We start from the raw sequence: 10,212 nt of genomic DNA, 5'->3' as shown, positions 1-10,212 counted from the left end.
TCTCCGTGAATGTTTTCCCGTCATCGGGAGACACATCACGAGAGCGGAACGACAAGGTCGGAATATGACCCGTCGTCCACTGCGTCCTCGCTGTGTTTTGCCTACCCGATCCCCAAGGGACCGTGCAGGGCTTTCAAAGGAACCACCAACCTGCCGAAGCAGGCCGGGGTATCAACATATCTGGCGTTGACTTTTGGCACGCTGTTGAGTTCTCAAGGAACGGACGCTTCCTTTGTACTCACCCACAGAACATTTTCTGGGGCTTTCCTCCGGGCGCTTCCCTTCGGTCTTGCGTTTCCGACTCTATCAGACTCTTTCGTGTCCGATTCCCGGTCGAAGCGGGTCAAGCGATTTTCGCTTTCCAGTTCTTCGCTTTCGCGTTTCCCTTTCCGGCGAGTCCGACTCTATCAGATCCTTTCGGGCCTGATTCCCAGTCAGCGGGGCTTGTCTTCCCGGCCGTTGGGCCGTTCCGACGAGTGAGACATTAGCGGAATCCTGGGCCCCGACGCCAATCGGGGTCGCGCCCTTTCGAACGCGGATTCCTCATTTCGCATAAGCGCACGCCAAGACATGCGACAGCCGTCGCGTGCTCGTTGTGTTTCTTGCGGAATGGCTGTCCGGGGACCGACCGGGGTCGGCGCTCACGTCGGACAACTCGGAGCACACTACGGATCGGGAGGGGGCGTGTCAACCCCGGGGTTGACCGGGGCCGACGCGTGGGTGTCAGCCGTTGCCGGAGGCCAGTTCGCGGCTGCGGTCGCGGGCCGCTTCGAGTGCGGCGATGAGGGCCGCGCGTACGCCGTGGTTCTCCAGCTCCCGGATGGCGCTGATGGTCGTGCCGGCCGGGCTGGTGACGGCCTCGCGGAGCTTGACCGGGTGCTCGCCGCTGTCCCGGAGCATCACGGCGGCGCCGATCGCGGCCTGGACGATGAGGTCGTGGGCCTGGGCGCGCGGCAGGCCGAGCAGGATGCCGGCGTCCGTCATCGCTTCGACCAGGAAGTAGAAGTACGCCGGGCCCGAGCCGGACAGGGCGGTGGCCGCGTCCTGCTGGGACTCCGGGACGCGCAGGGTCTTGCCCACGCCCTTGAAGATCGCGTCCGTCGAGGCGAGGTGGTCCCCCGTGGCGTGGCTGCCCCCCGAGATGACGGACATGCCCTCGTCCACCAGGACGGGGGTGTTCGGCATGACGCGGACGACCGGGGTGCCGGCGGTGAGGCGGTCCTCGATGAACGCGGTCGTGATGCCGGCCGCCGCGCTGATGACCAGGCGGTCCGCGGTGAGGTGCGGGGCCAGCTCGTCCAGGAGGCGACCCATGTCCTGGGGCTTGACCGCGAGGATGAGGATGTCGGCCCGCTTGGCGGCCTCCGCGTTGGTGACCGCGTCCACGCCGTAGCGGTCGCGCAGTTCGGCGGCCCGGTCCGAGCGGCGGGTGGTGACCAGGAGGTTCGACGGGCGCCAGCCGGCCCGGATCATCCCGCTGAGCAGGGCCTCGCCGATCTTGCCGGTACCGAGGACTGCAACTGTCTGGGTCATGCCGTTCACCCTCCGGGCGGTGCTCGATGTGCGCGGTGCTCAGTGCTCGTCGGCGCCATCTTCGCACCGCCCCGTCAGGCGGTGCGGCGGCGGAGGGTGGCCGCGCCCAGGGCCAGGACGAGCAGGGCGCAGCCCGCCACGATGAGGATGTCGCGGACGAAGTCGCCGGTGACGTCGGTGTGGTGGAGCACCTGGTTCATCCCGTCCACGGCGTACGACATCGGCAGCACGTCCGAGACGCCCTCCAGGGCCGGCGCCATCTGGTCGCGCGGGATGAAGAGGCCGCAGAGGAGCAGCTGCGGGAAGATCACCGCGGGCATGAACTGCACGGCCTGGAACTCGGAGGCCGCGAACGCCGAGACGAACAGCCCGAGTGCCGTGCCGAGCAGCGCGTCGAGCAGGGCCACCAGGAGCAGCAGCCACGGCGACCCCATGACGTCCAGGCCGAGGGCCCACACCGACAGGCCGGTGGCCAGGAGCGACTGGAGGACGGCGACGGCGCCGAAGGCGAGCGCGTAACCCGCGATGAGGTCGCCCTTGCCGAGGGGCATCGAGAGCAGGCGTTCCAGGGTGCCGGAGGTGCGTTCGCGCAGGGTGGCGATCGAGGTCACCAGGAACATCGTGATCAGCGGGAAGATCCCGAGCAGGGAGGCGCCGGTCGAGTCGAAGGTCTGCGGGCTGCCGTCGAAGACGAACCGCAGCAGCGTGATCAGGACGACCGGGATCAGCAGGAGCAGCGCGACCGTACGGGGGTCGTGAGCGAGCTGGCGCAGGACGCGGGCGGCGGTGGCGAGGGTGCGGGCCGGGCTCAGCGGTGCGGTGCCGGTGGTGGTGGGGGCCGTGGTGCTCATCGGGCGTTCTCCTTGCGGGTGGCGGCCGCGTCGACCAGGTGGAGGAAGGCCGCTTCGACGGTGTCGGTGCCGGCGGCGGTGCGCAGGGCGTCCGGGGTGTCGTCGGCGAGGATCTCGCCCTCGCGCATGAGGAGGAGGCGGTGGCAGCGTTCGGCCTCGTCCATGACGTGGGAGGAGATGAGGAGCGCGGTGCCGCGTCCGGCGGCGAGGGTGTGGAAGAGCTGCCACAGGTCGCGGCGCAGGACCGGGTCGAGGCCGACGGTCGGTTCGTCCAGGACGAGCAGGTCGGGAGTGCCGAGGAGGGCGACGGCGAGCGAGACGCGGGTGCGCTGGCCGCCGGACAGGTTGCCGGCGAGGGCGTCCTCGTGGCTGGTCAGGTCGACCTCGGTGAGCGCGCGGGTGACGGCCTCGTGGCGGGCGTCGCGGTGGGCGCGGCCCGGCTGGAGGATCGCCGCGAAGTAGTCGAGGTTCTGGCGGACGGTGAGGTCGGTGTAGACGGACGGCGCCTGGGTGACGTACCCGACGCGGGGGCGGAGGGAGGGGTGTCCTGCGGGGCTGCCGAGGACCTGGAGGGTGCCGGTGACCTTGGCCTGGGTGCCCACGACGGCGCGCATGAGGGTGGATTTGCCGCAGCCGGAGGGGCCGAGGAGGCCGGTGATCCTGCCGGGTTCGACGGTGAAGTCGAGGCCCTTGAGGACCGTGCGGCTGCCTCGTTGGACGGTGAGGCCACGGGCCTCGACGGCGACGCCCGAAGAATTCATCATGTGATGAATATTGGCTCCGACGGGGCATCGCCGTCAAGGGACGGGGCGGGACCGAGGGCTCAGCGCACGGCCGCGTGCAGCTCCACGACGTACGCCTCCTCCACCGTGCCGTCCGGGAACTCCGCGAGGAGCCGTTCCCGCTCCTCGGCGAGGAAGCCCCGGGCCGCCTCGTCGTCGATGGTCAGGAACGCGGAGTGGCTGCCGAGGTTGTCGAGGTGGGTGGCGAGGGGGACGCGCCGGGTCCACGGGACGCGGCGGTACGTGAAGTCGAGGTCCGGCGGCAGGGCGCGGTCCTGGGCGGCCGCGCGCCTGGCACCCAGCTGTTCCACGCCGACGCCGAAGAACCGGACGAGCCGTTCCTCCTGGGCGGCGAGCCACGGGACCGTGTTGTCGGTGACGTTCCACCAGAGGGCGAGCGCGCCGCCGGGACGCAGGACGCGCCGGGCCTCGGCGCCCGCGCGGGCGGGGTCGGTCCAGTGCCAGGACTGGGCGTACGTGATCAGGTCGGCGGAGGCGGTCGCGAAGGGGAGGCGGTTGCCGTCGCCCTGTACGAGCGGGGCGTCCGGGAGGTCCCGGCGCAGCTGGGCGGCCATGCCGGGTCCGGGTTCGACGGCGACGACGCGGGCGCCCCGGTCGAGGAGGCGGCGGGTCGCGATGCCGGTGCCCGCGCCCACGTCCAGGGCGCGGGCACCTCGCAGGGGGCGTCCCGCGATGTCCTCGACGGCGTCGAACAGCGCGTCCGGGTAGCTGGGGCGGGCGGCGGCGTACTGGGCGGCGGCCCGGTCGAAGGAGAGGGCGCGCGAGGGGCCCGGAACGGCGTCCGGTGAGTGTGTCGTGGTCATGCGGCCATCGTGCCCGGTGGGCGCACGCGTCAGCCGCGGCGGCCCTTCTTCTTGCGGGCGGCCGGGTTGCCGGTGCGGGAGGCGCGGCGCTTCGCGTACCGGGCGACGGCCTCCTCGTACTCCGTACGCCGCAGCTTCTCGCCGGGCGCCTCGGTGAACGTACGGAAGAAGTACGCGAGCAGCGAGCCGACGAAGCCGATGGCCTTCAGGCCGCGCAGGTTCTCCTCACGGGCCGGGTCGGCCGGGCGGCTGCTGAAGCCCTCCCAGGTCTTGCGGAAGGCGATCGCGCTGCAGATGGCGAACATCGCGACCACCAGCACGCCGACGAAACCGCCGACGTCGGCGATCTCCAGGCCCTGGTACGCGAAGCGCAGGACGAGGCAGGCGGCGGCCGCGGCGAGGAGGGAGCCGACGGCTGCTCCAACGCGGCGCAGTCCGTAGTGGCCGTCGTGGGCGACCCAGGTGGTGCCGAAGAAGCGGAGGGGCTCGGGCTGCGGGCCCTGCGGGGTCGCGGGCTCGGACGGGCCGGGGGCCGCGCCTTCGGGGGTCTCGCTGTTCTCGCTCACGGGGTCGATTATCCCGCAGGTTCCGGAGCGGCCGGGGGGCCGTGTCTGCGGCCCCCCGGTGCTGCTCGGGTCAGCCCAGCTTCGAGACGTCGCGGACGGCGCCCCGGTCGGCGCTGGTCGCCATCGCGGCGTACGCGCGAAGGGCGGCCGAGACCTTGCGGTCGCGGTTCTTCGGGGCGTACACGCCGTTCAGGGCCTCGCGGCGAGTGGCCAGCTCCTCGTCGGGGACCAGGAGGTCGATCGAGCGGTTCGGGATGTCGATCCGGATGCGGTCGCCGTCCTCGACCAGCGCGATCGCGCCGCCGGACGCGGCCTCGGGCGAGGCGTGGCCGATGGACAGGCCCGACGTGCCGCCGGAGAACCGGCCGTCCGTGATCAGGGCGCAGGTCTTGCCGAGGCCGCGGCCCTTCAGGTACGAGGTCGGGTAGAGCATCTCCTGCATGCCGGGGCCGCCCTTGGGGCCCTCGTAACGGATGACGACGACGTCGCCCTCGTTGACCTGCTGGGTGAGGATCTTCTGGACGGCCTCCTCCTGCGACTCGCAGACGACGGCCGGGCCCTCGAAGGTCCAGATGGACTCGTCGACGCCCGCCGTCTTCACGACGCAGCCGTCCACGGCCAGATTGCCGCGCAGGACCGCGAGGCCGCCGTCCTTGGAGTAGGCGTGCTCCACGGAGCGGATGCAGCCGCTCTCGGCGTCCTCGTCCAGGCTGTCCCAGCGCTCGGACTGGGAGAACGCCTCCGCCGAGCGCACGCAGCCGGGGGCGGCGTGCCACAGCTCGACCGCCTCCGGGGCCGGGGAGCCGCCGCGCACGTCCCAGGTCTTCAGCCAGTCGGCCAGCGACGGGCTGTGCACGGAGTGCACGTCCTCGTTGAGCAGGCCCGCGCGGTGCAGTTCGCCGAGGAGGGCCGGGATGCCGCCGGCGCGGTGCACGTCCTCCATGTAGTACGTGCGGTTCTTGCCGACGTTGGGGGCGACCTTGGCCAGGCACGGAACGCGGCGCGACAGGGCGTCCATCTCGGTCAGGCCGTACGGGACGCCCGCCTCCTGGGCGGCGGCCAGGAGGTGCAGGATCGTGTTGGTGGAGCCGCCCATCGCGATGTCGAGCGCCATGGCGTTCCCGAAGGCGGCGGCCGTGGCGATGTTGCGGGGCAGGACCGACTCGTCGTCCTGCTCGTAGTAGCGGCGGGTCAGGTCCAGCACCGTGCGGGCGGCGTCCTCGTACAGCGCCTTGCGCGCGGTGTGGGTGGCCAGGACCGATCCGTTGCCGGGGAGGGAGAGGCCGATGGCCTCGGTCAGGCAGTTCATCGAGTTGGCGGTGAACATGCCGGAACAGGACCCGCAGGTGGGACAGGCGTTCTCCTCGATGCGGAGGATGTCCTCGTCGGAGATCTTGTCGTTGACCGCCTCCGACATCGCGTCGACCAGGTCGAGCGTGCGCACCGTGCCGTCGACCAGCGTGGCGCGGCCCGACTCCATCGGGCCGCCGGAGACGAAGACGGTCGGGATGTTCAGGCGCAGGGCCGCGTTGAGCATGCCCGGGGTGATCTTGTCGCAGTTGGAGATGCAGATCAGGGCGTCGGCGCAGTGCGCCTCGACCATGTACTCCACGCTGTCCGCGATGAGGTCGCGGGAGGGGAGGCTGTAGAGCATGCCGCCGTGGCCCATGGCGATGCCGTCGTCCACGGCGATCGTGTTGAACTCGCGCGGGATGCCTCCGGCGGCGACGACCGCCTCGCTGACGATCCGGCCGACGGGGGCCAGGTGCGTGTGGCCCGGCACGAACTCCGTGAAGCTGTTGGCGACGGCGATGATCGGCTTCCGGCCGATGTCCGCGCCGGGTACCCCGGAGGCGCGCATAAGGGCGCGGGCGCCCGCCATGTTGCGGCCGTGGGTGACTGTGCGGGACCTCAGCGTGGGCATCGTCTTTTCGCTCCTTCTGCGTTGAAGACTGCTCTTGAGCGTACGCCGTCGGTGCCAGGATGTGGACCGGGTGTCCGCTATGCGGAAGCCTTGGGGTGGGCGGGGGTGCTTCCCGAAACCGGGGCTCCGCCCCGGACCCCGCGCCTCAAACGCCGGCGGGGCTATGAGCAAGGGTTACGCGGACGGCTCCGCCAGATACCGCTGGAGCGTCGGGGCCACCATCGCGACGATCTTCTCCGGCGGAGCGGACGCCAGTGGCTCGGCCTTCAGTACGTACCGCACGATCGCGATGCCCACCATGTGCGAAGCCGCAAGCTCCGCGCGGAACGTCGCGTCCGGGATGTCCAGGCTCGCCGCCACGCGTTCCAGCAGGCGGCGCAGGACGAAGCTTCGGAGGACCTTCGCGGCGGCCTCGTGGGTGAGGGCGGAGCGGAGGACCGCGAGGAGGGGGGCCCGGGTCGTCGGGTTCTCCCAGATGCCGATGAAGGCGCGGGCCAGGCGTTCCCCCACGTCATCCGTGTCGCCTTCGAGGACGGCCGGGACGAGCAGGGCGGGCTCGAAGGACAGCTCGATCGCGGCGGCGAAGACCTCGTCCTTCGTACCGAAGTAGTGGTGGACCAGCGCGGAGTCGACGCCGGCCGCACGGGCGATGCCCCGGACCGAGGTCTTGTCGTACCCGCGCTCGGCGAACTCCGTGCGGGCGGCCTCCAGGATGCGGGTGCGCGCGTCCGGGCCGGTGTCCGACGCGGCGCGGGCGGGGCGGCCCCGGCGCCTGGGGCCCGGTGCGTCGGGCGTCATGAGCGCGGAGCGCGCTCGGTGGACGCGGCGAGGTGGAGCCGGGTGAAGGCCAGCGCCTCCGCGAGGTCGGCCTCGCGTTCGGCGGTGGACATCGCGCGGCGGGTGTTGACCTCGATGACCACGTGCCCGTCGAAGCCGGAACCGGCCAGCCGCTCAAGGAGCTCCGCGCAGGGCTGGTCGCCCCGGCCGGGCACCAGGTGCTCGTCCTTGTTGGAACCCTTGCCGTCGGCCAGGTGGACGTGGGCCAGCCGGTCGCCCATCCGGTCCACCATGGCCAGGCCGTCCGTGCGCGCGGTGGCGGTGTGCGACAGGTCCACCGTGAAGTGCCGGTAGTCGTCGTTGGTGACGTCCCAGTCGGGGGCGTACGCGAGCATCTCGCGGTCCCGGTAGCGCCAGGGGTACATGTTCTCGACGGCGAACCGGACGTCCGTCTCGTCGGCCATCCGCCAGATTCCGCTGACGAAGTCGCGGGCGTAATTGCGCTGCCACCGGAACGGGGGGTGCACGACGACCGTCGACGCGCCCAGCTTCTCGGCGGCGGCGCGCGCCCGCTGGAGCTTGACCCACGGATCGGTCGACCAGACCCGCTGGGTGATCAGCAGACACGGCGCGTGCACGGCGAGTATCGGCACCTGGTGGTAGTCGGAGAGCCGGCGCAGCGCCTCGATGTCCTGGCTGACCGGGTCGGTCCAGACCATGACCTCGACGCCGTCGTAGCCGAGGCGCGCGGCGATCTCGAAGGCCGTCGCCGTCGACTCCGGATAGACCGAGGCCGTCGACAGGGCGACCTTCGCATCCGGGACGCGCACCACTGGTTCTGCCACGCAGACAGCGTACGGGCAGTGGTGCGCCCCGCCGAGGGAGAGCGGCGGAAAGTGAGAAGGGCCGCACCACCGGCTCCCGGCCCTCAGTCCAGCGCCGCTTCCCCGCCCGACGGCAGGTGGTCCAGGCGGCGCAGGATGACGCCCTCGCGCAGCGCCCACGGGCAGATCTCCAGCTCGTCCACGTCGAGCAGGTCCATCGCGCCCTCCGCGACCAGCGCCCCGGCCAGCAGCTGCGCGGCCCGGCCCTCGGACACGCCGGGCAGGGTCCCGCGCTCCTCGGCGGTCATCGCGGCCAGCTTCGGCACCCACTCCTCGACCGCCTTGCGGCTGAGGGTGCGCGGCACGTACTGGCCCTCGGCGGAGCGCGCCGCGCCCGCGATCCTGGCCAGCTGCTTGAACGTCTTGGAGGTGGCCACCACATGGTCCGGGCGGCCGATGCGGGTGAAGTCGCCGACGCTGCGGGCGATGCGCGCCCGTACGTGCCGGCGCAGCGCCTTGACCTCGGCCGGGTCCGGCGGGTCGCCCGGCAGCCAGCCCGCGGTGAGGCGCCCGGCACCCAGCGGCAGCGAGACCGCGGCGGCCGGTTCCTCGTCCATGCCGTACGCGATCTCCAGCGAGCCGCCGCCGATGTCGAGGACCAGCAGCTTGCCCGCGGACCAGCCGTACCAGCGGCGGGCGGCGAGGAAGGTGAGCCGGGCCTCCTCCGTACCGCTGAGGACCGTGAGGGCGACGCCCGTCTCCTCCCGTACCCGCTCCAGCACCTGGTCGGCGTTGCTCGCGTCGCGTACCGCGGAGGTGGCGAAGGCGAGGACGTCCTCGCAGCCCTTGTCCTCGGCGGCTTCGAGCGCCCCCGCGATCGTCCCGACCAGCCGGTCCACGCCGAGCGGGCCGATCGCGCCGTCCTCGTCGAGGAGTTCGGCGAGGCGCAGCTCGGCCTTGTGCGAGTGCGCGGGCAGCGGGCGGGCGCCGGGATGGGCGTCCACCACCAGCAGATGAACCGTGTTCGACCCCACGTCGAGGACTCCGAGTCTCATACCGCGAACGCTACTGCGGGTGGCGGACTCAGGCCGACCGTCAACTGGAGGGCGGCGTCGCGGGGCTGGGCACGCACATCTGCGGCGTTGTCGTCAATCACCATGGCTCCGCCATGCCTCAATCCTCCGCCTTGCAGCTGCACGCACCCAGCCCCGCTCCTTGACCCGCCCTCCAGTTGACGGTCGGCCTTACTCTGGGCGCGTGCCAAAGACGAAAAAGGCGAAGCCGGGCAAAGCCACGAAGCAGCGGGACATCGGGGCGGAGACCCCGCAGGACATCAAGCACGTGGAGAAGGTGGAGATGCACACCCCGGCGGCGGAGCCGGATCCCTCCGACGAGACGGAGCTGGACTTCCCGCGCGCCTGGGTGGAGTTCCCCGACCCCGCCGACGACGAGCAGGTCTTCCGCTGCGACCTGACCTGGCTGACGTCCAGGTGGACATGCATCTTCGGCAGCGGCTGCCAGGGCATCCAGGCGGGCCGCGCCGACGACGGCTGCTGCACGCTGGGCGCCCATTTCTCGGACGAGGACGACGAGAAGCGCGTGGCCGGTCATGTCGCGCGCCTCACTCCGGACCTGTGGCAGTTCCACGACGTGGGTACGGAGACGGGCTGGACCCAGACCGACGACGACGGGGACCGCCAGACGCGGCGCTGGCAGGGCTCGTGCATCTTCCAGAACCGGCCGGGCTTCCCCGCGGGGGCGGGCTGCTCGCTGCACATCCTGGCGCTGCGGGAGGGCCGGGAGCCGCTGGAGACCAAGCCGGACGTGTGCTGGCAGCTGCCCGTGCGGCGTACGTACGAGTGGATCGACCGGCCCGACGACACGCGGGTGCTCCAGGTGTCGATCGGTGAGTACGACCGGCGGGGCTGGGGCCCGGGCGGCCACGACCTGCACTGGTGGTGCACGTCGGCGACCTCCGCGCACGGGGCCGGTGAGCCGGTGTACGTGTCGTACCGGCCGGAGCTCATCGAGCTGATGGGCAAGGAGGCGTACGCCACGCTGACCGAGCTGTGCGAGCAGCGGCTCGCCTCGCTGCTGCCGATGGCCCCGCACCCGGCGGACCCGGCGTAGG

At 71.6% G+C, this 10,212-nt stretch carries 10 protein-coding genes; 1 reads left to right on the top strand and 9 read right to left on the bottom strand.

The window, feature by feature from the left end:
• Positions 1-723 precede the first annotated feature (723 nt).
• The 9 genes from proC to AMK18_RS22640 form a co-directional block, all read right to left on the bottom strand.
• Positions 724-1,533 (bottom strand): pyrroline-5-carboxylate reductase, encoded by an 810-nt coding sequence (proC, locus tag AMK18_RS22680; protein ID WP_018102297.1) that lies wholly within the window; start codon positions 1,531-1,533, stop codon positions 724-726.
• 74 nt (positions 1,534-1,607) lie between these two features.
• Positions 1,608-2,384, bottom strand: coding sequence for an ABC transporter permease (locus tag AMK18_RS22675; RefSeq protein ID WP_073864195.1), 777 nt, complete (start codon positions 2,382-2,384; stop codon positions 1,608-1,610).
• Positions 2,381-3,148, bottom strand: coding sequence for an ABC transporter ATP-binding protein (locus tag AMK18_RS22670; protein WP_018102295.1), 768 nt, complete (start codon positions 3,146-3,148; stop codon positions 2,381-2,383). The genes AMK18_RS22675 and AMK18_RS22670 overlap by 4 nt, the downstream gene beginning before the upstream one ends.
• 59 nt (positions 3,149-3,207) lie before the next feature.
• Complete coding sequence (locus tag AMK18_RS22665) at positions 3,208-3,990, bottom strand: class I SAM-dependent methyltransferase (RefSeq protein WP_073864193.1); 783 nt, start codon at positions 3,988-3,990, stop codon at positions 3,208-3,210.
• Between the two features lie 29 nt (positions 3,991-4,019).
• Positions 4,020-4,556, bottom strand: coding sequence for a hypothetical protein (locus tag AMK18_RS22660; RefSeq protein WP_073864192.1), 537 nt, complete (start codon positions 4,554-4,556; stop codon positions 4,020-4,022).
• A gap of 70 nt (positions 4,557-4,626) precedes the next feature.
• Entirely contained in the window at positions 4,627-6,480 is a 1,854-nt protein-coding gene (gene ilvD, locus AMK18_RS22655) for a dihydroxy-acid dehydratase (protein WP_073864190.1), read from the bottom strand.
• Between the two features lie 174 nt (positions 6,481-6,654).
• Complete coding sequence (locus AMK18_RS22650; RefSeq protein ID WP_073864188.1) at positions 6,655-7,278, bottom strand: TetR/AcrR family transcriptional regulator; 624 nt, start codon at positions 7,276-7,278, stop codon at positions 6,655-6,657.
• Complete coding sequence (locus AMK18_RS22645; RefSeq protein ID WP_037785822.1) at positions 7,275-8,090, bottom strand: sugar phosphate isomerase/epimerase family protein; 816 nt, start codon at positions 8,088-8,090, stop codon at positions 7,275-7,277. Before AMK18_RS22645 ends, AMK18_RS22650 begins: the two co-directional genes overlap by 4 nt.
• A 95-nt stretch (positions 8,091-8,185) precedes the next feature.
• The gene (locus AMK18_RS22640; RefSeq protein ID WP_073864187.1) at positions 8,186-9,136 is read right to left on the bottom strand and encodes a Ppx/GppA phosphatase family protein; all 951 of its coding nucleotides are present in this window, start codon (positions 9,134-9,136) and stop codon (positions 8,186-8,188) included.
• Between the two features lie 301 nt (positions 9,137-9,437).
• Here AMK18_RS22640 and AMK18_RS22635 point away from each other — a divergent pair, with 301 nt between their 5' ends.
• Positions 9,438-10,211 (top strand): hypothetical protein, encoded by a 774-nt coding sequence (locus AMK18_RS22635; RefSeq protein WP_376457571.1) that lies wholly within the window; start codon positions 9,438-9,440, stop codon positions 10,209-10,211.
• The last annotated feature ends 1 nt before the right edge of the window (position 10,212 follow it).

Origin of the sequence: Streptomyces sp. CB01249 (assembly GCF_001905735.1) — a bacterium.
Taxonomy (GTDB): Bacteria; Actinomycetota; Actinomycetes; order Streptomycetales; family Streptomycetaceae; genus Streptomyces.
This window is presented reverse-complemented; position numbering and strand designations above follow the sequence as displayed.

What these genes read in the sequence shown, in the direction of transcription:
- proC (WP_018102297.1), bottom strand. Translation starts at nt 1,533, where the DNA reads ATGACCCAGACAGTTGCAGTCCTCGGTACCGGCAAGATCGGCGAGGCC.
- AMK18_RS22675 (WP_073864195.1), bottom strand. Translation starts at nt 2,384, where the DNA reads ATGAGCACCACGGCCCCCACCACCACCGGCACCGCACCGCTGAGCCCG.
- AMK18_RS22670 (WP_018102295.1), bottom strand. Translation starts at nt 3,148, where the DNA reads ATGATGAATTCTTCGGGCGTCGCCGTCGAGGCCCGTGGCCTCACCGTC.
- AMK18_RS22665 (WP_073864193.1), bottom strand. Translation starts at nt 3,990, where the DNA reads ATGACCACGACACACTCACCGGACGCCGTTCCGGGCCCCTCGCGCGCC.
- ilvD (WP_073864190.1), bottom strand. Translation starts at nt 6,480, where the DNA reads ATGCCCACGCTGAGGTCCCGCACAGTCACCCACGGCCGCAACATGGCG.
- AMK18_RS22650 (WP_073864188.1), bottom strand. Translation starts at nt 7,278, where the DNA reads ATGACGCCCGACGCACCGGGCCCCAGGCGCCGGGGCCGCCCCGCCCGC.
- AMK18_RS22640 (WP_073864187.1), bottom strand. Translation starts at nt 9,136, where the DNA reads ATGAGACTCGGAGTCCTCGACGTGGGGTCGAACACGGTTCATCTGCTG.
- AMK18_RS22635 (WP_376457571.1), top strand. Translation starts at nt 9,438, where the DNA reads ATGCACACCCCGGCGGCGGAGCCGGATCCCTCCGACGAGACGGAGCTG.